The following is a 24,917-nucleotide window of genomic DNA, read 5'->3' on the forward strand; positions in this document are numbered from 1 at the left end:
CAGATGCCGTGTGTATGGCATGACCCGATCGTCCCCCGAAACCCGGGATGATCGCTACCTACGTCACCAGCTGATGGGGGTGCAGTGACGGCCCGCGCCGGCCGGTTCCACCTGGAGAGTGGCGTGGTCGATGTGGAAGTCCTCGTGCAGCGCCTCGCGGGCCACGCTGAGCACCGCGCCCAGCTCGGCCGCCGGGTCCAGGCTCAGGTGGGCCGAGGCCACGTCCATGCCCTCGGTCAGCGTCCACACATGCAGGTCGTGGACGTCACAGACGCCCGGAACGGCGGCCAGCCGGTCACGGACCGCGGCGACGTCCAGATGCTCCGGGGCGGCCTGGACCAGGATGCGGACCGCGGAGCGGCCGAGCGCGAAGGTGCGCGGCAGGATCATCAGAGCGACCAGCACGGCGACGATCGGGTCCGCATAGGTCCAGCCGGTCCCCCAGATGATCAGGGCCGCCAGGATGACCCCGGCCGAGCCGAGCAGGTCGCCGAGGACCTCGAGATACGCCCCGCGGACCCCGATGTTCTCCTTGGCCCCGGAGCGCAGCAGCGCGAACGCCACCAGGTTCGCCACCAGGCCGCCGACCGCGACCAGCAGCATCCACCCGGCCGGCACGTCCGGCGGGTCGGTGAACCGCCGGGCCGCCTGCACCAGTACGAATCCGGCGACGAGGGTGAGCAGGACCGCGTTGGCGAGCGCGGCCAGCACCTCGAGCCGGTAGAGCCCGAAGGTGCGGCCGGAGTCGGTGCCGGCGCGGTGGGCCGCGGTGATGGCGGCCAGGGTCATGGCGATCGCCAGCACGTCGGTGAACATGTGACCGGCGTCGGAGAGCAGCGCGAGCGAGCCGGTGATCCAGGCCGCCACCGCCTCGATCACCATGAAGACGGTCAGCAGCCCGGCTGCCCACCAGAGCCGGCGTCGATGATCGGCGCCGCTGGTGATCAGATCTCGGGTCCCGTGGTCGTGGCCGGCTCCCATGGAGTCCACCTTCCGTCGTCCGGCAGGCCGTCGCCAATGTATGCGGACATTGCTATGTATGCAATCAGTTGTGTGTGCCTTCACGTGCGCCGAGAATCTTGATGTCCCGTTCTGCATCGGAAAGGAAGTTTCGTGCTTCGGCGTACCCTTGCGAACGCTCTCTGCCTCACCGCAATTGCGGTGACCGTATCCGCCGCACCCGCCGCGGCGGCCCCGACGAGCCCACTACCCGCCACAATCACCCTGCCGAGCGGCTTCCAGCCCGAGGGCATCGCCATCGGCGACAGGCCGTACGCGTACTTCGGCTCCCGCGTCGACGGCGACATCTACCGCGTCGACCTGCGCACCGGCGCGGGCGCCACGTTCAGCGAGGGCCCGGGCACCCCCTCGCTCGGTCTCAAGATCGACGACGGCCGGCTCTTCGTGGCCGGTGGCGCGGGCGGCGACGCGCGGGTGATCGACCTGCGCACCGGCGCCGTGCTGAAGTCGTACCAGCTGCGGCCCGCCGCCGACGGCCCGTTCATCAACGACGTGATCGTCACCGGTGACGCCGCCTGGTTCACCGACTCGCGCAGCCTCACCCTGTTCAAGGTGCCGTTCGGCCGGCACGGGCGACTGCCCTCGGCGGCCGTCGCGGTCCCGCTCACCGGCGACATCGTCCTGCAGACCGGCAACAACGCCAACGGCATCAGCACCACGCCGGACGGCCGCGGCCTGATCATCGTCCAGTCGAACACCGGATTCCTGTTCCGTGTCTCCCACGACGGTGTCACCTCACGGATCGACCTCGGCACCGAGACGCTGCCCAACGGCGACGGCCTGTGGCGGCGCGGCAGGGACCTCTACGTCGTGCAGAACCGGCTCAACGTGATCGCCAAGGTCGCGCTGGACCGGCGCGGCACCTCCGGCGAGGTCCTCTCCCGCACCGGCTCCGCGTCCTTCGACGTGCCGACCACCATCGCCGAGTACCGCAAGCGCTTCTACCTGCCGAACGCCCGCTTCACCACGCCGCCGACGCCGGAGACCGCGTACAACGCGGTCTCCGTGCCGATTCCGTAGACGCTACCCGTTCGGTAGCCAGCCGGGGTTCGTGCCCACCGTGGTCAGCCGCTGCGTCGCGCGGGACAGGGCCACGTACAGGGTGCGGACCCCGGCCGGGTCGGTCGCGATCTGCGACGGCTCGACCAGGACCACCGAGTCGTACTCCATGCCCTTGGCCTCCAGGGCGGTCACGACCTGCACCCGCTCCGGCAGCCCCGCCACCCAGCCGGCCACCTCGTCGCGCCGCGGCACCGGCATGATCACGCCGATCGTGCCGTCCACCTCGGCCAGCTGCTTCTCGGCCAGCTCACGGACGGCTTCGGGCAGGCCGGGGAGGGTGGAGACGACGTCGGCCGGCGCGACGCCGGTGCTGCGCACCGCTGAGGGCAACGGCAGATCGGGCATGATCGTACGGATGACGCGCGCCGCCACCTCGAAGATCTCCGACGAGTTCCGGTAGTTCGTGGTCAGCGCGTAGCTGTTGCGCTTGCGGCTGCCCAGCGCCCGGTCCCGTGCCCGGTCCAGCTCGGCCGGGTCACCCGACCACGCGGTCTGCGCCGGGTCGCCGACGATAGTCCACGACGCGTAGGAGCCACGCCGCCCGATCATCCGCCACTGCATCGGCGACACGTCCTGTGCCTCGTCGACGACGACGTGCGCGTAATCGCGGTAGTCGTCCTCCCGCTGCACCTGCTGGGCGCGGGCGGCGGCCTGCCGGTCGGCGAACGTGCTGACCTCCTGGATCCCGTCGCGCACGTGGAACGGGTTCTTCGACTTCCGCTGCGCCTGCCGGGGCCGGCCCATCAGCTCGTCCAGCTCGTCCAGCAGCGCCACGTCGGCGATCGTCGGCCCGTGCTCGGCCAGAGCGTCGAACGAGCCCTGCAGCGCGGCGATCTCGTCCCGGGAGAGCACGCCGTTCGCGTACGCCCGGAGCCGTTTCGGGTCGGCCAGCCAGCGCAGCACCCGCATCGGCGTGAACCGCGGCCACCACGCCTTCAGGAACTCCCGGAAGTCGGTGCGGTCGGCCAGCTCCGACTCGAACTCGCGCTTCTCCGGTAGCCGGACCTTCGCGTCGCGTGCCTGCGCCCACAGCGCGTCGAAGAGCCGGTCGAAGCCGCGCCCGCGGACCTCGTTGCGGCGGGCGCCGTTCGGCAGCGCCGAGCGCCGGATCCGGTCCAGGTCGTTGGCGTTGAGCCGCAGCAGCGTGCCGCGGTAGAGCAGCTTCAGCTCGGTCGGCCCACCCGGCACGGCGTCGTGCGAGGCGCGCTCCAGCACCCGGCGCATCCGCAGCGAGCCCTTGATCGAGGCCACGTCGCCCGGGTCGACCCGGGTCACGTCCCAGCCGGGGACCAGCGAGCCGAGCGACCGCAGCGTGGCGGTCTCCTCGCCGAGCGACGGCAGGACGGTCGCGATGTAGTCCACGAAGACGCCGGACGGTCCGACCACCAGGATCCCGCCGCCGACGAACCGGCTGCGGTCGGAGTAGAGCAGGTACGCCGCCCGGTGCAGGGCCACCGCGGTCTTGCCGGTGCCCGGGCCGCCGGTGACGATCGTCACGCCCAGGGCGGGGGAGCGGATCGCGTCGTCCTGCTCGCGCTGGATGGTCGCGACGATGTCGCGCATCCCGCGGCCGGTCGCCTTGGCCAGGCTGGCCAGCAGGGCGCCGTCACCGACCACCCGCATGCCCTCGGGCGCGGCGTCCGGGTCGAGCAGGTCGTCCTCGATGCCGGTCACCCGCTCCCGGGACGACTGGATCATCCGCCGCCGGATCACGCCGAGCGGATCGGCCGGGGTGGCCCGGTAGAACGCCGCCGCGGCCGGCGCCCGCCAGTCGACGACCAGGGGCTTCGAGTTGTCGTCGCGGATGCCCATCCGGCCCACGTAGTGCGTTGCCCCGGTCAGCAGGTCGAGCCGGCCGAAGACCAGGCCCTCGTGCTCGGCATCCAGGGCGTGCCGGCGGCGGGCCCGATGGAAGACCATCGCGTCCCGCTCCACCAGGGCTCCGAATGTGCCGACGCCGGCGAGTTGATAGCCCTCCTTCTCGGCGCGGGAAGCGTCCCGCCGCAGCTCCGTGAGACGGGCGTAGACCCGGTCCACGTGTTCCTGCTCGACCGCTATCTCCTGCTCCAGGATGGTGGTGTCGCTCAAGTCCGCTGTTCTCCCTCTCGTGGCGCACCACCACACGCGCGGACGCGCTCGCGCGAAGGGGGCAATCGAACTTACTCCCGTCCGCGTCCCCGCGTCGAACGAGCCCGGCGGTCACGCGGAAGTCGGAACTTCTCAGGATCGTCGCCCCATCACCGCAAGGTGTGCATTTCCCCGGAAAACGAGTCATGCGGCCTTGCGGCAGCGGGAGCGGGCCATGGTCGGGCGGCGATCCCGCTTCGCCTGGCGGGCCGCGCGGCGCACCAGCGTGACGAGAGCCGCCGACACCTCGGCCGGCCGTTCCAGCGGAAGCATGTGCCCGGCGCCCGGCACCACCGTCAGCTCCGCACCGGGCAGCGCCGCGGCGATCGACTCGGCACAGGCCGGCGGGGTCAGCCGGTCCCGTGAGCCGACCAGCACGGCGGCCGGCATGTCGGCCAGCCCGGCCAGCGTGTCCAGGCGCCGCTGGGCCCCGATCGACTCGCGGAAGCCGCCGATCGAGCGCAGCGGGGCCCGGCCCAGCCCGCGCATGGTCAACATCATCGCCTCCTCGGCGCACTCGTCGCCGAAGAGCAGCCAGCGCAGCGCCGGGCGCAGAGCGGGCAGCATCACCCGGTGCGGGCGCCACGCCCCGGAGCGGGCGAGCAGGCCGGCCCCCAGGGTCTCCCCGGCCCGCAGCAGCGTCGCCAGCTGGTCGGGCAGGCCGTACCGGGTGTGGGTGTGGCCCTCGGCCGTGGTCGAGACCAGCAGCAGGCCCTTCACCCGGTCGGCGAACTCGGCCGGGTGGCGGTGCGCGTACTCCATGGCCGCCATGCCACCCATCGAGTGCCCGGCGAGGACCACCGGCCCGGACGGGGCGAACCGGCGGACCACCTCGGCCATGTCGTCGCCGAGCTGGGCCAGGGTGGCCGACCGCAGGTGGGTGGCACTGGAACGGCCGTGGCCCCGGGTGTCGTAGGCGATCACCCGCGGCGCCTTGTGGCCCATCTCGTCCAGCGCGGCGATCTGCTGCCGCCAGGTACGCCGGTCCTGGCACCAGCCGTGCGAGAGCACCACGGTGACCGGAGCGTCCTTGGGTCCGGTCACGGAGACGTGCAGCTGAACACCGTCGGCGAGAGTGAGCATGGGTACCTCCGTGATGGTCACGGTCCCCGCAGTACCCGCGGGTAATAAGCATCACTCGTGATCCCGAGTATTACCAGCATGTTTCGTGAGGAGTTTTGCCTCTACCTGTCGCGCAGTGACGGGACAGTGAGTTACCTCGCAAACACTTCACCATGGAGCCTGGCCGACGAAAATCCTCTTCATGACGGCCACTCGTGACGCTCAGGTCAGCACGCCCTCCGCAGCCATGAGCGAACTCATCGCAGGTAACAAGCGTTTCGTCTACGGCCGCCCCCGGTACGGCCACGACGTCGCCCGTGCCGCCGCCACCGCGAACGGGCAGAAGCCGCACTCGCTGGTGTTCGGCTGCATCGACTCGCGTGTCCCGCTCGAGGCGATCTTCGACCAGACGTTCGGGTCGATCTGCGTGGCCCGCTCGGGCGCGCACGTGCTCGACCGTTCACTGATCGGGTCGATCAACTTCGCGGTCGCCGAGCTGGGCGTCTCGCTCGTCCTCGTGGTCGGCCACAAGCGCTGTGGGGCGGTGCACGCCACGGTCGAGGCGCTGCGGGCCGGCGCCGAGCCCGGCGCTGACGTCGGCTACGTCGGTTACCTGGTCGACGAGCTGGCCCCGGCGGTGCGGGCGGTCGGCCTGGACGACGAGGACACCGACGAGAAGGCCGTCCGCGAGCACGTGGGCCGGACGGTCGACCGTCTGCGGGACGTGCCCGAGCTGGCCCAGGAGATCGCGGCCGGACGGATCAAGGTGGCCGGTGCCGTCTACGACCTGGACAGCGGCTGGGTCGAGTTCCTGCCTTGATCCACTGATCATGCGAAAAAGCGCCTCCCGGTCGAAACCGGGAGGCGCTTTCGCGTTACGCGCGAGCTCAGCCCTCGAACACACCGGCGTCGACGAGACGCTTCTCGGTGTCGGCCCAGCCGTCCTCCGGGTGCTTCTCGTGCAGGGTGACCAGCTCGGCGCGGATCTTGGCACCGTGACCGGCACCGGCCAGCACGCGAACCTCCTCGACGAAGGCGTCCGAGTCGGTCCTGAGATGCGCGGTCTTGCCGTTGGTCAGATTCCGCACGTACGCGAAGCGGCCGTTGGCGAGCGGGATGAGGTATTTGTACTCACCGAGCACGCTGAGGGCGCCACCGGTGCTCTGGCCGGCGCGAACTGATGCGCGGGCGGTCTTTGAAGTGTTGCTCGCCACGGCGGTACTCCTTGAAGGAAAGCTTGGGTGCAGAAAGAAAAAAGGCCGTGGCAACTCTACACGACGGCCCCTCGACCATACCGTCAGAGCAGGTAAGGCCGTTGGGCAGGGTATGCCACTACGACGGCTCCCATAGTCGATGTTGCGGATTCTCTGGCGCACCATCCGTACCACCCGGCATCATGGGACACGATCAACCGCGGTCGAGGTCGTAGGGGAAGACGCACCTCGGTCTCCGGGAGGTCACCGTGCCAACGTGTGGCGTCGTATACGTCCACTCGACCCCACTCGCCGTGTGCCAGCATGTCGAGTGGGCGATCGCGCGCGTCCTGACAGCGCCGGTCAACCTGCAATGGACCGTGCAACCAGTCGATCCCAGCATGCGCCGAGCCGAGTGCAGCTGGACCGGCCGGGCCGGTACTGGCGCCGAGCTGGCTGCTGCCCTGCGACAGTGGCCCATGATCCGATTCGAGGTAACCGAGGAGCCCAGCCCGGGTGTCGACGGGGAACGGTTCATGCACGTTCCCGGTCGTGGGCTGTTCCACGGGGTCATGGGCGCTTCGGGCGACATCCAGATCGGTGAGGACCGGCTGCGCGCCATCATGTCCTCGGTCCGTGCGCCCGAGGCGCTGTCGCATGCGCTGGAGAAGGCGCTCGGCACCGCCTGGGACGTGGAGCTGGAGCCGTACCGGTACGCCGGCGACGGCGCCCCCGTGACGCTGCTCACCCGGGTCGGCTGAGGTCACGCGGGCGGCTGAGGTCACCCGGGTCGGCTGAGGTCACCCGCAAGCCCACCCCGGGGCCGGCGAGGCCACCCCGGGGCGGCGGGCAAATCCCCCTGAAGCATGCCCAGAGCACGGAGGCGGTGCGAAGTGGCGACCTTTGCCGTGAACTGGTTCGATGGCGATCGTGAGAAACCTGGCGCGTGCTCTGGTCGTACCCCTGCTCCTGGGTCTGGGGGCGTGTGGCGACGATCCCGAGCCCGCGGCAGCCCCGCCGGCCACCGCCTCGCCGCGTCCCGCCTCACCGGCGCCGGAGAGCGCCCCGGCCACCCCGGCCGGTGACCCCGCCGCGCGTGCCGCCGAGATCGTGGCCCGCCTCAGCGACGAGGACCTGGCCGGCCAGGTGCTGATGCCGTATGCCTACGGCAGCTCCGCCACCGAGGTCGACCAGGACAACGCCCGCGCCAACCAGGGCCTGGCCGGCGTGAACACCCCGGCCGAGATGATCGCCAAGTTCCGTCTGGGCGGCATGATCCTGGTCGGTTTCACCGTCGACGACCCGACCAGCAAGACCAACCCGACCACCAACGTGGAGAATCCGAAACAGGTCCGCGAGCTCACCGCCGGCCTGCGCGACGCCGCCCTGAAGCTGCCGGCCTCCGCGCCCCTGATGATCGGCATGGACCAGGAGTACGGCACGGTGACCCGGGTCACCGACGGTGTGACGGTGCTCCCGTCCGCGATGGCGTTCGGCGCCGCCCGCCGCCCCGATCTCACCGAGGCGGCGTGGCACGCGGCCGGCCAGGAGATCGCCGCGATGGGCGTCACCGTCGACTTCGCGCCGGTCGCCGACACGCTCAACCCCACCGGTGGCGGGGTGATCGGCTCCCGGGCGTTCGGCAGCGACCCGAAGGCGAACGCCGACCAGGTCGCCGCCGCCGTCCGCGGCCTCCAGTCGGCCGGTGTCGCCGCCGCCCTCAAGCACTTCCCCGGCCACGGCCACACCACCGCCGACAGCCACGACGAGCTGCCGCTGATCGGCCAGGACCGGAAGAAGTGGGAACAGCAGGACCTCCCGCCGTTCCGCTCCGGCGTCGACGCGGGCGCCGGCGTGGTGATGTCCGGCCACCTCAACCTGCAGTCCGTCGACAAGGGCGTGGCCGCCACCTTCTCCCACAAGATCATGACCGACGAGCTCCGCGGCCGGCTCAAGTTCAACGGCGTCGCCGTCACCGACGCCATGAACATGGCCCCCGCCAAGAAGTGGCCCGCCGGAGAGGCCGCCGTCCGCGCCCTCAACGCCGGCAACGACATGCTGCTCATGCCCCCGGACATCACCGCCGCCCGGGACGGCATCCTCGCCGGCCTCAAGAACGGCAGTCTCAAACGGGAACGCCTCACCGAAGCCGTCACCCGCATCCTCACCCTCAAGTTCCGCACCGCGCAGACCCCACAGCCGGAGCTCTCCGCGATCGGCTCGCCCGCCAACCAGCAGGCCGTCTCCGCCCTCGACGCGGCCGCCGTCACCGTCCTGCGCGGCCGCTGCTCCGGCCCCCTCGCCGACGGCCCGGTCTCGGTCTCCGCCCCGGCCAACCGCGAGGTCGCCCGCGTCAACCTGGTCAAAGCCCTCCAGGAGGCCGGCGTCCAGGTCCAGAGCTCCGGCGGCGCCGTCATCCGCCTGGTCGGCTACGGCGACCAGCGCATCGACCTCGACGACAGCGCGGCGATCACCGTCATGATGGACTCGCCGGGCCTCCTCGCCCAGGCGTCCACCCCGACCCTCGTCGCCACCTACTCGTCCAGCAGGCTGTCGCTGACCGCGCTCGCCGCCGTCATCGCCGGGAAGGCCGGGGCTCCCGGGCGGTCGCCCATCGCGGTCGGCAAGCTGCCCCGGAGCGCTTGCGCGAAATAGCGGCAGGGGTACGGTCCGGGGCGGCCCCGACCGCACCAACGCCGTTCCGGCCCTACACCGCGACGCCGGCGGTCCGTCCGGCCGCCAGCGCGTCCGCCGGGCTCATGCGTCCGTCCCGCCCCGCCTGCCCCCGGTCCTGAGCTGCCGCCCCGCCCTCGTCCCCTCCGGTCCTCTCCTGGCCCGGCTGCCCCGGTCGAGCCCGGTCTGGGCCCGGTCCGGTCTCGGCCCGGTTCGGTCTGGGCCCGGCTCGGTCTCGGCCCGGCCCGGTCTCGGCCCTGGTCCCGGCCCGCTTGGCCTGCTCCGGCCCGCTTGGCCTGCTCCGGCCGACCGCACGGCCGCTGGTGCTGGGCGTTCCCTCCCGGCTGCGGGCGGTGCAGGTTGACGGTCCGGCGGCCGGCGCCGAGCGTCCGTCCCGGTTTCTCCTGGCGCTGGCGGTCCGTCCCGGTTCCTCGGATCACCTGATGCCCCGTTCGCCGGGTGTGTGTGTCCCAGGCTGATCTTGCAGCCTTTCTCGCACCCCGGGTTGATGCCCGGCCGTGACGGCACCGGACCGGTGATCCAGCTTCGATGACCGCCCGTGATGCAAGCGCCCCAGGCTCCCGCCGATCGGTGACCCGGTGCGGCGCCCGAGCCCAACGACCCGGACACGTCGCGGAGGGCGGTGTCGACGGCCGTCACGATGTGCCGGGACCCGGCTGCGCCGAGAGCAACGCCGGGACCCGGCTGCGCTGAGAGCAACACCGGGAGCGGGGCAGGCGATGGCCGGGGTGGGCTGCGCTGGGAGCGTCGCCAGGAGCGGGCAGGGGATGGCCGGGGTGGGCTGCGTCGGGAGCGTCGCCGCGAGCAGGGCGGGCGGTGACCCAGGGCGGGCGGTGACTCAGGGCGGGCGGTGACTCAGGGCGGGCGACGCGGGAGCACCGCCGGGAGCGGAGCGGGCGATGACCGAGGTGGGCCCGCGCCAGGGAGCGTCGCCAGCAGGGCCGGCGATGACCAGGGTGGGCCGCGCCAGGGAGCGTCGCTAGCAGGGCCGGCGATGACCAGGGTGGGTCGCGCCGAGAGCAAAACGGGGAGCGGCGCAGGTCGATGGCCGGGGCGGCCCGCAGGACGGACTAACGCCGGAGTAGCCGCGGTCGTTGGGCGGGCGTGCCGTACCGCGATGGAAGAGGTCCTCGAGCCGCTCCCCGGGGTCGTGGCCGACACCCGGGGAGGGGCAAGGGGTTCAGGGGCGGGTGAAGACGAGGGCCACGTTGTGGCCGCCGAAGCCGAACGAGTTGTTCATCGCCGCCTGGATGTCGGCGGACCGCGCCTTGTGGGCCGCCACCTCCAGGTCGAGGCGCTCGTCGGGGTCGTCGAGGTTGATGGTCGGAGGGATGATGCCGTCCCGGAGGGCCAGGATCGCCGCGATCGACTCCAGTGCGCCGGCCGCGCCGAGCAGGTGGCCGGTCATCGACTTGGTCGAGGTGAGGATCGGGTGGCTGCCGATGGCGGCCCGGATGCCCTTGATCTCGCCCATGTCGCCGACCGGGGTCGACGTGGCGTGGGCGTTCACGTGGTGGATGTCGGCGCCGGTCAGGCCGGCGTCCTGGATCGCCATCCGCATGGCGCGGATGCCACCGCGGCACTCCGGGTCGGGCTGGACGATGTCGTACCCGTCGGAGGTGATGCCGGCTCCGGCGAGGCGCGCGTAGACCTTGGCGCCACGGGCGGCGGCATGGTCGGCCCGTTCCAGGATGAGCGCGCCGGCGCCCTCACCGAGGACGAAACCGTCCCGGTTCTTGTCCCAGGGGCGGGAGGCGCGTTCCGGATCGTCGTTGCGGGTCGACATGGCCCGCATCGAGGCGAAGCCGGCGATCGGCAACTGGTGGATGACGGCCTCGGTGCTGCCGGCCACCACCACGTCGGCGCGGCCGAGCCGGATCAGGTCGAGACCGAGCGCGACCGCCTCGGCGCCGGTGGCGCAGGCGCTGGCCATGGCGCGGACCCCGGCCTTGGCCTGGAGCTCGAGCCCGATGTGCGCGGCCGGCCCGTTCGGCATGAGCATCGGCACGGTGTGCGGGCTGACCCGCCGCGGGCCGTGCTGCTCGAGGATGTCGTCCTGGTCGAGAAGGGTGATCGCGCCCCCGATGCCGCTGCCGAAGCTGACGGCGAGACGCTCCTGGTCGAGGCCCGCGTCGGCGAGGCCGGAGTCGGCCCACGCCTCCTTGGCCGCGATCACGGCCATGGCCTCGGACCGGTCCATCCGGCGCAGCCGGACCCGCTCGATGACCTCGGAGGGGTCGACCGCGAGTTGCGCGGCGATCCGCACGGGGAGGGAACCGGCCCACTCCTGGGTGAGGTGACCCACCCCGGAGCGGCCGGCGAGCATGGCGTCCCAGGTGGACGCGACGTCCCCGCCAAGCGGGGTCGTCGCGCCGAGCCCGGTGACGACGACGTCTACGTTGCTCATGTCAGTGGTTCGCCTCGATGTAGTTGACGGCGTCGCCGACGGTCTTGAGGTTCTGCACCTCGTTGTCCGGGATCTTGACGCCGAACTTCTCCTCGGCGGCCACCACGACCTCGACCATGGAGAGCGAGTCGACGTCCAGGTCGTCGGTGAAGGACTTCTCCTCGGCGACGTCGTCCGGGTTCACCCCGGCGACCTCCTCGAGGATTTCTCCGAGGCCGGAGGTGATCTCTGCGCGAGTAGCCATTGTGGGAATCTTTCCTCTCGATGGTGCGATTCGATGGTGCTGTTTGGCGACGGTCAGGTGTCCTGTCCCTTACGGGCAGCGGACGACCTGGCCGGCGTAGGTGAGGCCACCGCCGAAGCCGAAGAGCAGGACGGGCGCCCCGGAGGGCAGCTCCCCTCGCTCGATCAGCTTGGACAGGGCCAGTGGAACACTCGCGGCGGACGTGTTGCCCGACTCGACGAGGTCCTTGGCGACGATCGCGTCGGGGCTCAGGCCGAGCCGCTTGACGATGCCGTCGATGATCCGGGTGTTGGCCTGGTGCGGGACGAAGGCGGCCAGCTCGGACGGGGCGATCCCGGCTTTCTCGCACACTTCGATCGCGAACGGCGCGAGAGCGGTGGTGGCCCAGCGGAAGACCGCCTGGCCCTCCTGCTTGATGTAGGGCTGCCACCCGGCGATCTTGAGAGCGTCGCCCTTCTCCGGCGTGGAGCCCCAGACCACCGGACCGATTCCGGCAGGCTCCCCGTCCGGCACGGCGGTCAGGACCGCCGCTCCCGCGCCGTCGCCGAAGAGCACCGCGGTCGTACGGTCGGACCAGTCGACGATGTCGGACAGCTTCTCCGCGCCGATGACCAGGGCGTTGCGGGAGGCGCCGGCGCGGATCGCGTGGTCGCCGGTGGCGAGGGCGTAGGAGAACCCGGAGCAGGCGGTGTTGACGTCGAACGCGCCGGGGGCGTTGATGCCGAGCCGGTCGGCGACACGGGTGGCCACGTTGGGGCAGCGGTCGATCGCCGAGCAGGTGGCGACGATGACGAGGTCGATGTCGGAGGCGGTGAGCCCGGAGGCGGCCAGCGCCTTCTCGGCCGCGAAGGTGGCCATGTCGGCGACCGACTCGCCGTCCGCGACCCGCCGCTCCGCGATGCCGACCCGATCCCGGATCCACGCGTCGTTGGTGTCCAGGTTGCTGGCCAGGTCGTCGTTGGTGATCACCCGCGACGGCTGGTAGTGGCCCATCGCGAGGATGCGGGAACCCGCGGTCATCGTGCGTCTCCTTCGGTGCGGGCGATCAGATCGAGGGCGGCCGGCAGGTCGTCCGGGGTGTTGAGCGTGACGATCTCGGGGGCGCCGTCGCCCTTGAGCTCTCGCTTGACCAGGCCGGCGAGGGTGCCGGCGGGCGGCAGCTCGATGACGCCGGTGACACCGAGGTCCTTCAGTGCCCGCATGCACACGTCCCATCGGACCGGGGCGGTCACCTGGCGCACCAGGCGCTGCAGCATCTCGGCGCCGGCGGTGACGGCCGCGCCGTCCAGGTTCGACAGCAGCGTACGGGCCGGGTCGTGCACGGTGACGCCGGCCGCGGCGGCGGCCAGCGCCGTTTCGGCGGGTGCCATGAACGGCGTGTGGAAGGCGCCGGCCACCGCGAGCGCGATCACCCGGGCCTTGGCCGGTGGCGCGGCCGCGAACTCGGCGAGCGCGGGCAGCGCGCCGGCGGCGACGATCTGGCCGGCGCCGTTGCGGTTGGCCGCGAACAGGCCGTGCTTCTCGATGGTGGCGACCACCTCGTCCGGGTCGCCGCCGAGGACGGCGCTCATGCCGGTCGGCTCCAGGGAGCAGGCGGCGGCCATCTCGCGGCCGCGGATCCCGGCGAGGGTGATCGCGTCGGCGGGGGTCAGCACGCCGGCCAGGGCGGTGGCGCCGAGCTCGCCGACGCTGTGCCCGGCGATCACGCCGGCCCGCTCCAGGGGCAGCTGCTCACCGGCCAGCAGGGCGGCGGCGACCAGCAGCGGCTGGGTGCGTGCGGTGTCCTTGATCTCCTCGGCGTCGGCGCGGGTGCCGAGGTGCAGCAGGTCGACGCCGGCGAGGGCGGACCACTCGGTCAGACGGGCCTCGGCGCCGGGCAGATCGAGCCAGGGGGTGAGGAAGCCGGGCTTCTGGGAACCCTGGCCGGGCGAGAGTACGGCGAGCACGTCCCCGACTCTTCCGGATCGCGCGGCTTTCCGGGGTAGCCGGGCGCGACCAAACCCTACGACCAGCGTTGTAGGGTTCCTACAAAACAGAGGTGTTCTTGGGTCACTTCAGCCACATTTATACCTCCTCTGATCGTGTCGAATGGTGAGAGATCCCGGTCACGTTGCGGGGTCCAGGCGGCCGATAGTGAGCGCCAGCCGCAGTGTGAAGGCGTCCCGGCCGTCCAGCGCGGAGAGCCCGGCGACCTCCGCGACCCGCCGCAGGCGGTAACGGACCGTGTTGGGATGCACGTAGAGCTCCCGGGCCGCGCTCTCCAGCACGCTGCCCGAGGCGAAGAACGCGTCCAGTGTCTCCAGCAGTCCGCTGCCGGCCCGGGCGAGCGCGCCGAAGACGTCGTGCCGGAGTTTGCGCCGGGCGTCCATGTCACCGGAGAGCACCCGCTCGGGCAGCAGGTCGTCGGCGGCCACCGGGCACGGCGCTCCGGGCCAGGCGGGCGCCGCCCGGAACCCGGCCAGCGCGGCCCGCGCCGACTCGGTGGCCTGGTCGAGTGACGGCACCGCGGGGCCGACCACCACCGGGCCCACTCCGAAGCCACTGCTGAGCGCGGACGCCGCGGCGACCGGATCGGTGGCCCCGCCGACCACCACGACCAGGCGGTCACCGTGCACCCCGGCGATCACCTCGAGACGGGCCCGCCGGGCGGCGCGGTAGACGGCGTGCAGCACCGGAGTGATGTCGCCGCCCGGGGACCGGCCGACCACCACCGCGACCGGCGAGGCGTCCGCCCAGCCCAGCGCGGCCGCCCGGCTGGCCAGCACGTCGGAGGAGTCGCCGCGGAGCAGGGCGTCGACGAGCAGGGCCTGCAGGCGGGCGTCCCAGGCGCCACGGGACTCGGCGGCCCGGGCGTAGACCCGCGCGGCCGAGAAGGCGATCTCCCGGGAGAACCGCAGGATGGCCTGGATCAGCGCCTCCTGCTCGCCCGGCTCGGCGAAGCCCGGCACCTCGGCCTCGGCCACGTCGACGGTCACTTTGATCATCTCTACCGTGTGGGTGAGTGTGATCACCCGGGCCAGCGCACGGGGCGCCGCGGCGAACACCTCGTCGGAGATCTCGGTGCTGGCCGCGACCGTCCCGCCGGACCGCAACCACTCGACCAGAGATCGAACACCGGCCTGTGCGACGAGCATCACCCAGGAGCGCTGATCGGCGGGGAGCGCCCGGAACCAGGGGAGGGTCTCGTCCATCCGCGCGACCGCCGCGCTGGCCAGGGTGCCGGCCTGCCGCTCGATGCGGCGCAGAGTGCCCGGGGCCAGGGGTTTCGCCGGGTTCTCCGGCCTGCCCTCGGCCGGTGTGCCCGTGTCGGTGTCTGCCACGGGCACAGGGTTGCACGCCCGGGCCCGGGGCACCCGGTTGCCTCCCATCGGGTGACATATGCCGGATATGCGACCGATGAGGTTTTTGTGGGCCTTTTATGACATTTGACCGGCGTAGCGGTGCGCCTCTCCCGCGATTTCGGTCGGTGACCTGGCATCGTGTCGGACGGCGGTCCGACCGGGGATTAACACCGGACGCCATGGTGCCGATGAAATGTCGGTGCCGGCAAGCCGGCGCCCAGCGCACGGATCGAGGAGGCGAGATGATGGAACGGGACGACGCGTCCGCGTACTCCGACAGGGATCCCGCTCTCGACGATTCGCCGGCAGTGACGCCGGCCGACGAGGAGCTGATCGTGGACCCGGGGACCGGGCGGGTCGGATGCCGCACCGAGCTGCGCGGCTGGGCGGGAGCGCACCTGCACGGCGCGGTCCGGCCCCGGCGGCGTGCAGCCGGCCGCGGCCGCCCACCCGGCCGCTGGTGCTGAGAGCGGGCGTGCCCCGTACGGGTGAGTGACGGGCGCGCTTCCGCGATCGGACGGGGCCGGACTGGTCAGGTTGGCGTGGTGGACGACAAAAGACGGCAGATTCTGGATCAGGCGCTCGCCCTCGTGGACGAGCGTGGGCTGGCGGCCATGTCGATGCGGGCCGTGGCGGAACGCGTCGGGCTCACCTCGATGGCGCTCTACCCGTACGTCGGGGGAAGGACGCCCTCCTCGACGGCCTGGTCGACCTGCTGCACATGGAGCTCGGCACCACCGTCGGCCAGAACCCGGCGGACCTGGACTGGCGGCACCGCCTGCGCGCGATGGGCCGGGCCGTGCGCTCGCTGGCCCGCGCCCATCCGAGCGCCTTCCCGCTGCTGCTCAACAGGTCGGCCGCCGGGCCTTCGGCGTCGTGGCTGGCCGCCGCGCTCCAGGGCATCCTGGCCGACGCCGGGGTGCCGGTCTCCGAGGTGCCCCGCCAGGCCCGGCTGATCTGCGCTTTCCTGCTCGGCTACACGACCGGCGAGGTCACCGGCGGGCTGCCCGGATCGTCCCCGGAAATGCTGGAAGGCGCCGCCGAGTTCGACGCCGACCTGGATGACCTGGTCGGTATGGTCGAGCTCTCAGCGGCGCCCTCGAGCGCTGCGAAGACGTCTGCGGAGGAGCTCAGACGCGCCGGCGGATGAGGAACGCCATCCCGGCCAGCCCGGTCAGGATCACCAGCAGCACCGCCCCGTTGAGCAGGAACAACCGGCGGAACTCCGCCAGCGCCTCGCTCATCTCCTCGAGCGGGTTCACCGCGTCCACCGCCAGATCGGTGCCGACACCGCCACCGATGCCGCCGTGCACCACGTCCGGCTTGACCTCCAGCGGCGCGCCGCCGAGTCGCAGCGACTCCGGCATGGAGAGCCGGCCGTAGAACCAGGCCTCGGCCTTCTTGCCGGCCGGCTGCTTCGCCGGACGGTGCGCCCGCGGGCCGCCCTGGGCCAGCGGGTACAGGTGATAGAGCTGACTCGGCGCGTTCTTGACCAGCAGAGTCAGCGTGTATTTCGGACCCAGTTGCGCCGCTTTCGGCGCCGAACTCGACGACGAGGCCGACGCCAGCCAGTCCACCTCGCTGGTCAGCATCTGGAACAGCCGCGGCCGTTCGTCCTGTCGGACCAGGACGGTCTCCTCGATGCCGTTGCCGGCCAGTTGCACCGCATCCGGTTGTGGCGGCGCCTTGGGCGCGGCCTGCGCCGCCCCCGGCATCGCTCCCCATGTCAGAACCAGCGCCGCAACTGCTACCGCAGCCGCCGACGCCAGCCTTGTGATCGCCCCCCGCACCATCCGACCTCCCCGCCCGTGGATGGACATGGCCCACTCGACCTGCTGCTCGTGCCCGGCGGTGGAACCGGGACACGGCCACAGGCCTCCAGCCTCCCTGGGCGCCGCCCCGCTCGCATCTCGAGAGCGGGTGATTTGGAGCCATGTGGGATTGACCGTGGAGACGGGAACGGCCGTTGATCAGCCGCCGAATAGTACCCACTCCCCGCAATCGGCGGGGGTGGTGGTCACCCTGGTGACGGAGAGCATCACCGTATTCGACGACCGGCTATGGCGCGCCGGCCGTCGAATGCGGTAGATAGGTCAGAGACGCGCTCTAGCAGCGGAAATGCGTGCCAGCGTGCGCTCGCGGCCGAGCAGTTCGATCGACTCGAAAAGCGGCAGCCCGATGGTGCGGCCGGTCACCGCCACCCGTACCGGCGCCTGGGTCTTTCCCAATTTGAGACCTCGCGCCTCGCCGATCCGCTCGAGAGTCGCCTTCAGGGTTTCGGCGGACCAGTCGGTCAGGGCGCCGAAGGCCGCCGCGGTGTCGTCGAGGATCTCCGCGGCGCCGTCTTTCATGGCCTTCGCCCAGGAAGCCTCGTCCTCGACCGGCTCGTCCAGGAAGAGGAAGTCGACATTTTCCACGATCTCGGACAGCACCGAGATCCGGGTCTGCGCGAGCGGCGCGATAGTGGTGAACGTCTCCGCGTCGAACTTCGCCGGATCCCACGGTGGGGCGGCGATCGTGTCGGTGCCGGTCAGCCACGGGGCGCACACCTGGGTGAACTCGCTCGGGGTGAGCGCCCGGATGTACTCGCCGTTGAACGCCCGCAGCTTCTTGACGTCGAAGAACGCCGGCGCGTGGTTCACGTCCTCGATCCGGTACTCCTCCTCGATCACCGACCACGGGACGATCTCCCGGTCGCCGGTCGGGGACCAGCCGAGCAGCATCAGGTAGTTGCGCATGGCGGCGGCCAGGTAGCCCTCGTCCCGATACGACTCCAGGGCCACCTTGTCGCGGCGCTTCGACAGCTTCTGCCGCTTCTCGTTCACCAGAACGGGCACGTGACCCCAGACCGGCGGCGTCGCGCCCAGCGCCTCCCACAGCAACTGCTGCTTCGGCGTGTTGGGCAGGTGCTCCTCGGCGCGGAACACGTGGTTGATCCCCATGCTCAGGTCGTCGACCACGTTGGCCAGGAGGAACACCGCCGAGCCGTCGCTGCGGGCGATGACGAAGTCCTCGATCAGCCGGTTCTCGAAGGTCGGCTTGCCGCGGACCAGGTCCACCACCACGGTCTCACCCTCGTCCGGCGTACGGAAGCGCAGCGCGCGCCCCTCGCCCGGACCCAGTGCCCGCTCGCGGCAGAAGCCGTCGTAGCCGGTGTGCTTGTTGCTCGAGCGGGCCACCACGTCGTCGCGGGTGCAGTCGCAGTAATACGCCTTGCCCTCGCCGTAGAGCCGGGTCGCGGCGGCGGTGTGGTCGGCCGCGTAGGAGGACTGGAAGTGCGGGCCCTCATACGCCCCCCGCTCGATGCCGATCCAGTCGAGCGCCGAGATGATGCCCTCGGTCCACTCGGGGCGGTTGCGGGCCGCGTCGGTGTCCTCGATCCGGAGGACGAAGACACCGCCGTGCTGCTGGGCGTAGATCCAGTTCTGCAGGGCGGTGCGGGCGCCGCCGACGTGGAACATGCCGGTCGGTGAGGGTGCGAAACGTACTCGAACAGTCACCGCTCCAGACTACCGACCAACCGCCTCAGACGGTGAAGCGCCCGACCAGGCCGGTGAGACGCTGGGCGGTGGCGGTCAGCTCGTCGGCCGCCCGGTGCGACACCGCCACCGAGTCCCGGGTGCTGCGCATCGCCCCGTTCACCGTGCCGATGCCGTCGGCGATGTCCCGGCTGCCACCGGCCGCCTCGGAGATGTTGCGGGCCATCTCGGCGGTCGTCGCGGCCTGCTCCTCGACCGCCGCCGCGATCGCCGTCTGGTAGTCGTTGACCTGGGCGATCCGGGCCGAGATGGCGTCGATCGCGGTGACCGCCCGAGCCGTGTCGGCCTCGATCGCGGCGACCCGCCCGGTGACGTCCTCGGTCGCCCGGGCGGTCTCCTGGGCCAGCTCCTTGACCTCGCCCGCGACGACCGCGAAGCCCTTGCCGGTCTCGCCCGCGCGGGCCGCCTCGATGGTGGCGTTCAGCGCCAGCAGGTTCGTCTGCTCGGCGATCGTGGCGATCAACTGCACCACGTCGGTGATCTTCGCGGTCGAGACCCGCAGCTCGGCGACGACGTCCGCGGCGGCCGCGGTCAGCCCCACCCCGTCCCGCCCGGCCTGCGCCGCCTCCTGGGCGTTGTGCGAGATCTCGCTGATCGACGCGCCCATCTGCTCGGCGCCGGCCGCCACCGTCGCCACCACGTGCGACACGCTCTCGGCCGAGGCGCTCACCGTGTCGGCCCGGTTGGCGGCGGTGTCCGCGGCGGCCGACATCTCGCCGCCGGTGGCCGACACCCGCCGGGCGGTGCCCGCCACCTCCTCGGAGGCGCCGGTCACGTCCTGCATCACCGTGCGCAACTCGGTCACCGCGGTGTCGAGCGCGGCGGCGGCCTCGCCGATCTCGTCACGCCCCCGGTCGGCGATCCGCACGGTGAGGTCGCGGTCGGCGAGCCGGGTCAGCGCCCCGGTCAGCGCGGCCATGCGGCGCGAGATGCGGGACGCCTGCAGGTACGCCGCGGCCGCCCCGGCCAGCGCCAGCAGCACCGCCGCGATGACGAATGACGTCAGCATGGTGCTGCGCCCGTCCCGGACCGCGGTGATCGCGGCGGCGGCGTCGGCGTCGTATCCGCCCACGGTCACCGCCCACTGGTACGGCGCGTAGTAGGCGACCGTGGTGGTGGTGTCCCCGGCGGGAGCCCCGGCCGCCCCGGGCAACCGGTACTCGGCCTGCCAGGTGTCGCCGTCCTTGAGCTCCGGGGCCTTGGTGACGATCTCCTCGACGTACTTCGCGCCGTCGGCGTCGGTGGCGTCCAGCGCGACCTGGTCGGCGGTGCCCGCGACGTTGGAGGCGACGATCCGGCCCCGGTCGGCGGCCGCCGTGCTGAAGACGGAGACCCAGCCGTTCTCCTGGATCTTCATGGCGCTGATCGTCCCGGTCAGGTTGACCAGCGCCTCGGCCTGCGGCACACCGACGTAGAGGGCGCCGATCACGTCACCGGCGGAGTTCTTGATCGGGTCGTAGACGGAGACGAACGGCGTGCCGACCACCAGTGCGACGCCGCGGTACTGCTTGCCGTCCTTGATCGCCGCCGCCACCGCGTTGGGTTTGCCGTCCGCGGTGGCCGGGATGTACGTCCCGATGGCCCGCGTGCCCTTCGCCGACTTCACGGTCGTGCCGACCCGCAACAGGTCACCGGCCGGGTTCATCCGCTGGAAGACGGTGATCGTCGCGCCGGACAGCGTCCTCGTGTCGTCGACGAACGGCGTGGTCCGCTGGAGATCCGTGTTCTGCCCGAGCCACGCGCCGCCGACCTCCACACGAGGCAGGTTGACCGTCGTCGTCTTCTGATCGACCTGATTGGTCGCCGTCCAGGTGACCCGCCGGCTCCCGAACCGCATACCGCCGTTCTGGGCGAGGAACGCCGAGGCGCTGCTCATGCTCCGGTCCATGCCCTGCTGGATCTCGTCGCCGACGGTCCGGACCAGCGCGCTGACGTCGTCGGCGCTCTGGGCGAGGGCGGCCGCGTTCTGCCGCAGCGCCTCCCTCTCGGTGCTGTCGGCGAACCTGCCGCTCTGCCAGGCGCCGACGGCGACCAGCACCAGGGCGGTCACCACGACGCTGCCAAGTCCGAGCAGGAGCAGTTTGTGCCTCATCCGGAATCCCACCCCTGGATCATTGCGCCGCGACCACCCGCCTGCCCGCTCGTTGCCGTTTTCAATGGGCGGCTCGAGCAACGAGGTGGGAACGATGGGCAAGATCGTGGCGGTGGAGTACGTGACCCTCGACGGTGTCTTCGAGGAGCCGATCTGGAGTGGGCCGTACTTCAACGACGAGCTGGGGCGCTGGCAGGTCGACAACCTCCGGGAGGCCGACGCGCTGCTGCTCGGCCGTACGACCTACGAGGGGCTCAAGGAGGTCTGGCCGCGGATGGCCGCCGAGACCGGCGAGTTCGGCGCCAAGATGAACGGGATGCCCAAGCACGTGGCGACCACGACGCTCACCGAGCCGGAGTGGAACGCCACCTTCATCGAGGGCGACGTGGCCGAGGCGGTGGCGAAGCTCAGGACCGGCTCCGAAACGCTGATGGTCAACGGCAGCGGAAGCCTCTTCAACTACCTGACCAGGCACAAGCTCATCGACGAATACCGGCTGATGATCTACCCGGTGGTGGTCGGCGGGGGCCGTCCGCTCTGGGAGCCCGGGATCGAGATCGCCCTGGCCCACAACGGCAGCTGGCGGTCGGCCACCGGCGTGGAGGTCATCAGCTACGTGCCCGCCTGACCGCGGGGCCGAGGGGGCCGGACGGCCCCCTCGGCATCGGTCCTACGAGTCGCCGCCGGTCTCGCCCACCGGCGCGGCGTTGACGTCGTCGATCGCGTACTTCTTGGCCGCCTCGGCCGGCACGTGCGCCGGAACCTGGCCACGCAGCGCCAGCTCACGCAGCGTCGCCACGGTCACCGACTCGCCGTCCACGTGGAAGTGGCGGCGCAACGCGTGCCGGGTGTCGCTCATCCCGAAGCCGTCGGTGCCCAGCGAGGTGTAGCCGTTCGGCACCCACCGGCTGATCAGGTCGGGCACCGCCCGCATCCAGTCGCTGACCGCTACCGACGGGCCCTCGGTGGCCTCCAGCTTCTGCTGGATGTACGGCTTGCGCGGCGCGTCGCTCGGGTGGAGCAGGTTGTGCTCCTCCGCCTGGATCGCGTCGCGGCGCAGCTCGGTCCACGAGGTGACCGACCACACGTCGGCGCTGACCCCCCAGTCCTGGGCGAGCAGCTCCTGTGCCTTGAGCGCCCACCGCATGCCCGTGCCCGAGGCCAGCAGCTGCGCCTTCGGCCCGGACTTCTGTGAGCTCTCACTGAACCGGTAGATGCCCTTGAGCAGGCCCTCGGTGTCCAGGTCGGCCGGCTCCGCGGGCTGGATCGCCGGCTCGTTGTAGATGGTGAGGTAGTAGAAGATGTTCTCCTGCTTCTCGCCGTACATCCGGTGCAGGCCGTGCTCCATGATGTGCGCGATCTCGAACCCGAACGCGGGGTCGTAGGAGACCACGGCCGGGTTCGTCGCCGCGATCAGCAGCGAGTGCCCGTCCTCGTGCTGCAGGCCCTCACCGTTGAGCGTGGTCCGCCCGGCGGTGGCGCCGAGCAGGAAGCCCCGGGTCATCTGGTCGGCGGCCGCCCACAGCTCGTCGGCGGTGCGCTGGAACCCGAACATCGAGTAGAAGATGTACAGCGGGATCATCGGCTCGTCGTGCGTGGCGTAGGAGGTGCCGGCCGCGATGAAGCTCGCCGTCGAACCCGCCTCGTTGATGCCCTCGTGCAGGATCTGGCCGTCCGTCGCCTCCTTGTAGGACAGGAACAGCTCCCGGTCCACGGAGGTGTAGGTCTGGCCGTGCGGCGAGTAGATCTTCTTCGTCGGGAAGAGCGAGTCCATGCCGAAGGTGCGGGCCTCGTCGGGGATGATCGGCACCCAGCGGGCCCCGAACTCCTTGTCCCGCATGAGGTCCTTGAGCAGGCGGACGAACGCCATCGTGGTGGCGATCTTCTGCTTGCCGCTGCCGCCCTTGAGGCCGCCGAAGACCTTCGACTCCGGGATCGCCAGCGACTTGTGCTTCGTCCGCCGGGTCGGGATCGACCCGCCCAGCTCACGGCGGCGCTCGATCATGTACTCGTACTCGTCGGACTTCTCACCGGGGTGGAAGTACGGCGGAAGGTACGGGTTCTCCTCGAGCTGCTTGTCGCTGATGTCGAGGTAGAGCCGGTCCCGGAAGCCCTTGAGGTCGTCCAGGGTCAGCTTCTTCATCTGGTGCGTGGCGTTACGGGCCTCGAAGTGCGAGCCCAGCGTCCAGCCCTTGACGGTCTTGGCCAGGATCACGGTCGGCTGGCCGGTGTGCTCGGTGGCCGCCTTGTACGCCGCGTACAGCTTGCGGTAGTCGTGCCCGCCGCGCTTGAGGTTCCAGATCTCGTCGTCGCTCATGCCGTCGACGAGCTTGCGGGTGCGCGGGTCACGGCCGAAGAAGTGCTCCCGCACGTACAGCCCGGACTCGCCCTTGTAGGTCTGGTAGTCGCCGTCGGGCGTCACGTTCATCAGGTTGACCAGCGCGCCGTCGGTGTCGGCGGCGAGCAGCGGGTCCCACTCGCGGCCCCAGACGACCTTGATCACGTTCCACCCGGCGCCACGGAAGAAGGACTCCAGCTCCTGGATGACCTTGCCGTTGCCGCGGACCGGGCCGTCGAGGCGCTGCAGGTTGCAGTTGACCACGAAGGTCAGATTGTCCAGCTCCTCGCGGGCGGCCAGGCCGATCGCGCCGAGCGACTCGACCTCGTCCATCTCGCCGTCGCCGAGGAACGCCCAGACGTTCTGCTGGCTGGTGTCCTTGATCCCGCGATTGTGCAGGTACCGGTTGTATCGCGCCTGGTAGATCGCGTTCAGCGGGCCGAGGCCCATGCTGACCGTCGGGAACTCCCAGAAGTCCGGCATGAGGCGGGGATGGGGGTACGACGGGAGGCCGCCACCCGGGTGCGACAGCTCCTGCCGGAAACCGTCGAGCTGGTGGGTGGTGAGGCGGCCCTCCAGGTAGGCCCGGGCATACATACCGGGGAGGCGTGGCCCTGGTAGAAGATGTGGTCGCCGCCGCCCGGGTGGTCCTTGCCCCGGAAGAAGTGGTTCATGCCCACCTCGTAGAGGCTGGCGCTCGACGCGTAGGTCGAGATGTGCCCGCCGACGCCGATCTCCGGGCGCTGCGCGCGGTGCACCAGCATCGCGGCGTTCCACCGGATGTAGGCCCGGATCCGCCGCTCGACGAACTCGTCACCGGGGAACCACGGCTCGCGCTCCGGCGGGATGGTGTTGATGTAGTCCGTGGACGTCAGTGGCGGCACGCCGACCTGTCGCTCCCGGGCCCGCTCCAGCAGGCGCAACATCACATAACGGGCTCTTTTCGCGCCGCGTTCGTCGATGACTCCGTTGAGCGACTCGACCCATTCGTTGGTCTCTTCAGGGTCGATGTCGGGAAGCTGGCTCGGCAGGCCATCGCTGATCACCGGGCGCTTGCGCTCCGTGGCCACAGGCAATCCTCTTGGTGTGAGTGTCGGACCTCCGTGCGACCAGCCGTCTCATTGGTCTTGGTGGCGAATCGCGCGGAATAGGTCTCCATCCTGCCCCCTTACGGTGTGCGTCGTCACGTCTACGGGGTGTCTCAGCGACGCTCGACACACGTACTGACCAGTAACTTTGTGGACTACCCGGCCAGGAAGGAGAGACGTACCTGCCGGATGGGGTTGTCTCCGTTGGTGTCCACCAGGCAGATCGACTGCCACGTGCCGAGCGCGATCTGGCCGTTGATCACCGGCAACGTGGCGTACGGGGCGATCCACGCCGGAAGGACGTGATCGCGGCCGTGGCCCCGCGAGCCGTGCCGGTGCTGCCACTTGTCCACGGTCGGCAGCAGATCGTCGATCGCGGTCAGCAGGTCGTCGTCGGAGCCCGCCCCGGTCTCGATGATCGCCACCCCCGCTGTGGCGTGCGGCACGAACACGTGCAGCAGGCCGTCCCCCTCGGACTGCACGAAGGCCGCCGCCTCACGGGTGATGTCCACTACGGCCGGGGAGCCGCCGGTCCGCACGGTGATCGTCTCGCTGCGCATCGGACGAGCCTATGTGTACAGATCGAGCAGCAGGAACACGGAGGTGACGCCGGCCAGCCAGCACACGCACTGCGCCAGGCGCGCGACGGCGAACCACAAGATCATGTCGTTGAGTACACCACCGGGTGACGTCCCGTGTGCGCCAGATCG

General features: G+C 71.1%; 20 protein-coding genes and 1 pseudogene. 7 read left to right on the plus strand and 14 right to left on the minus strand.

Features of this window, described 5'->3' with window-relative positions; translation table 11 throughout:
• Positions 1-63 precede the first annotated feature (63 nt).
• The gene (locus ACQPZW_RS07035; RefSeq protein ID WP_433794016.1) at positions 64-981 is read right to left on the minus strand and encodes a cation diffusion facilitator family transporter; all 918 of its coding nucleotides are present in this window, start codon (positions 979-981) and stop codon (positions 64-66) included.
• 180 nt (positions 982-1,161) lie between these two features.
• On the opposite strand from ACQPZW_RS07035, the gene ACQPZW_RS07040 reads away from it, so the two are divergent.
• Positions 1,162-2,040, plus strand: coding sequence for an SMP-30/gluconolactonase/LRE family protein (locus ACQPZW_RS07040; protein ID WP_433794017.1), 879 nt, complete (start codon positions 1,162-1,164; stop codon positions 2,038-2,040).
• A 3-nt stretch (positions 2,041-2,043) separates the two neighbouring features.
• Here the strand turns inward: ACQPZW_RS07040 and ACQPZW_RS07045 are convergent, their stop codons facing one another.
• Entirely contained in the window at positions 2,044-4,170 is a 2,127-nt protein-coding gene (locus ACQPZW_RS07045) for a HelD family protein (RefSeq protein ID WP_433794018.1), read from the minus strand.
• A 183-nt stretch (positions 4,171-4,353) separates the two neighbouring features.
• Positions 4,354-5,292, minus strand: a complete 939-nt coding sequence (locus tag ACQPZW_RS07050; RefSeq protein WP_433794019.1) for an alpha/beta fold hydrolase — start codon at positions 5,290-5,292, stop codon at positions 4,354-4,356.
• A gap of 181 nt (positions 5,293-5,473) precedes the next feature.
• On the opposite strand from ACQPZW_RS07050, the gene ACQPZW_RS07055 reads away from it, so the two are divergent.
• Positions 5,474-6,091 (plus strand): carbonic anhydrase, encoded by a 618-nt coding sequence (locus ACQPZW_RS07055; RefSeq protein WP_433794020.1) that lies wholly within the window; start codon positions 5,474-5,476, stop codon positions 6,089-6,091.
• 67 nt (positions 6,092-6,158) lie between these two features.
• Here ACQPZW_RS07055 and ACQPZW_RS07060 read toward each other — a convergent pair whose 3' ends face one another.
• Complete coding sequence (locus tag ACQPZW_RS07060) at positions 6,159-6,485, minus strand: hypothetical protein (RefSeq protein WP_433794021.1); 327 nt, start codon at positions 6,483-6,485, stop codon at positions 6,159-6,161.
• Positions 6,486-6,733: 248 nt separating this feature from the next.
• Between ACQPZW_RS07060 and ACQPZW_RS07065 the strand changes: the two genes are divergently transcribed.
• Together ACQPZW_RS07065 and ACQPZW_RS07070 are read left to right on the plus strand one after the other, a co-directional pair.
• Positions 6,734-7,225, plus strand: coding sequence for a DUF3145 domain-containing protein (locus ACQPZW_RS07065; protein ID WP_093611019.1), 492 nt, complete (start codon positions 6,734-6,736; stop codon positions 7,223-7,225).
• A 160-nt stretch (positions 7,226-7,385) separates the two neighbouring features.
• On the plus strand, positions 7,386-9,119 hold the full coding sequence (locus ACQPZW_RS07070) for a glycoside hydrolase family 3 protein (RefSeq protein ID WP_433794022.1): 1,734 nt from the start codon (positions 7,386-7,388) through the stop codon (positions 9,117-9,119).
• 1,219 nt (positions 9,120-10,338) lie between these two features.
• Here ACQPZW_RS07070 and fabF read toward each other — a convergent pair.
• The 5 genes from fabF to ACQPZW_RS07095 form a co-directional block, all read right to left on the minus strand.
• On the minus strand, positions 10,339-11,565 hold the full coding sequence (gene fabF / locus ACQPZW_RS07075; protein ID WP_433794023.1) for a beta-ketoacyl-ACP synthase II: 1,227 nt from the start codon (positions 11,563-11,565) through the stop codon (positions 10,339-10,341).
• A 1-nt stretch (position 11,566) separates the two neighbouring features.
• Positions 11,567-11,809 (minus strand): acyl carrier protein, encoded by a 243-nt coding sequence (locus ACQPZW_RS07080; protein WP_092547088.1) that lies wholly within the window; start codon positions 11,807-11,809, stop codon positions 11,567-11,569.
• 69 nt (positions 11,810-11,878) lie between these two features.
• Positions 11,879-12,829 (minus strand): beta-ketoacyl-ACP synthase III, encoded by a 951-nt coding sequence (locus tag ACQPZW_RS07085; RefSeq protein ID WP_433794024.1) that lies wholly within the window; start codon positions 12,827-12,829, stop codon positions 11,879-11,881.
• Complete coding sequence (locus ACQPZW_RS07090) at positions 12,826-13,755, minus strand: ACP S-malonyltransferase (RefSeq protein ID WP_433794025.1); 930 nt, start codon at positions 13,753-13,755, stop codon at positions 12,826-12,828. The genes ACQPZW_RS07085 and ACQPZW_RS07090 overlap by 4 nt, the downstream gene beginning before the upstream one ends.
• A 159-nt stretch (positions 13,756-13,914) precedes the next feature.
• Positions 13,915-15,177, minus strand: a complete 1,263-nt coding sequence (locus tag ACQPZW_RS07095; RefSeq protein WP_433794026.1) for a helix-turn-helix domain-containing protein — start codon at positions 15,175-15,177, stop codon at positions 13,915-13,917.
• 215 nt (positions 15,178-15,392) lie between these two features.
• Between ACQPZW_RS07095 and ACQPZW_RS07100 the strand changes: the two genes are divergently transcribed.
• Entirely contained in the window at positions 15,393-15,617 is a 225-nt protein-coding gene (locus ACQPZW_RS07100) for a hypothetical protein (RefSeq protein WP_433794027.1), read from the plus strand.
• 254 nt (positions 15,618-15,871) lie between these two features.
• The gene (locus ACQPZW_RS07105) at positions 15,872-16,300 is read left to right on the plus strand and encodes a WHG domain-containing protein (protein ID WP_433794028.1); all 429 of its coding nucleotides are present in this window, start codon (positions 15,872-15,874) and stop codon (positions 16,298-16,300) included.
• On the opposite strand, the gene ACQPZW_RS07110 is transcribed toward ACQPZW_RS07105, so the two are convergent.
• The 3 genes from ACQPZW_RS07110 to ACQPZW_RS07120 all read right to left on the minus strand — a co-directional run bounded on the left by ACQPZW_RS07110 (position 16,281) and on the right by ACQPZW_RS07120 (position 20,781).
• Positions 16,281-16,865 (minus strand): hypothetical protein, encoded by a 585-nt coding sequence (locus ACQPZW_RS07110; RefSeq protein ID WP_433794029.1) that lies wholly within the window; start codon positions 16,863-16,865, stop codon positions 16,281-16,283. The genes ACQPZW_RS07105 and ACQPZW_RS07110 overlap by 20 nt on opposite strands.
• Positions 16,866-17,243: 378 nt before the next feature.
• Entirely contained in the window at positions 17,244-18,650 is a 1,407-nt protein-coding gene (gltX, locus tag ACQPZW_RS07115) for a glutamate--tRNA ligase (protein ID WP_433794030.1), read from the minus strand.
• A 25-nt stretch (positions 18,651-18,675) separates the two neighbouring features.
• Complete coding sequence (locus tag ACQPZW_RS07120; protein ID WP_433794031.1) at positions 18,676-20,781, minus strand: methyl-accepting chemotaxis protein; 2,106 nt, start codon at positions 20,779-20,781, stop codon at positions 18,676-18,678.
• Positions 20,782-20,875: 94 nt separating this feature from the next.
• Here ACQPZW_RS07120 and ACQPZW_RS07125 point away from each other — a divergent pair, with 94 nt between their 5' ends.
• Positions 20,876-21,409 (plus strand): dihydrofolate reductase family protein, encoded by a 534-nt coding sequence (locus ACQPZW_RS07125; RefSeq protein WP_433794032.1) that lies wholly within the window; start codon positions 20,876-20,878, stop codon positions 21,407-21,409.
• 42 nt (positions 21,410-21,451) lie between these two features.
• Here the strand turns inward: ACQPZW_RS07125 and aceE are convergent.
• Together aceE and ACQPZW_RS07135 are read right to left on the minus strand one after the other, a co-directional pair.
• Positions 21,452-24,189: pseudogene (aceE, locus tag ACQPZW_RS07130) on the minus strand (pyruvate dehydrogenase (acetyl-transferring), homodimeric type).
• Between the two features lie 173 nt (positions 24,190-24,362).
• Positions 24,363-24,767, minus strand: a complete 405-nt coding sequence (locus ACQPZW_RS07135) for a YjbQ family protein (protein ID WP_433794033.1) — start codon at positions 24,765-24,767, stop codon at positions 24,363-24,365.
• Positions 24,768-24,917: the final 150 nt, after the last annotated feature.

Source organism: Actinoplanes sp. CA-252034 (assembly GCF_050956125.1).
Taxonomy (GTDB): domain Bacteria; phylum Actinomycetota; class Actinomycetes; order Mycobacteriales; family Micromonosporaceae; genus Actinoplanes.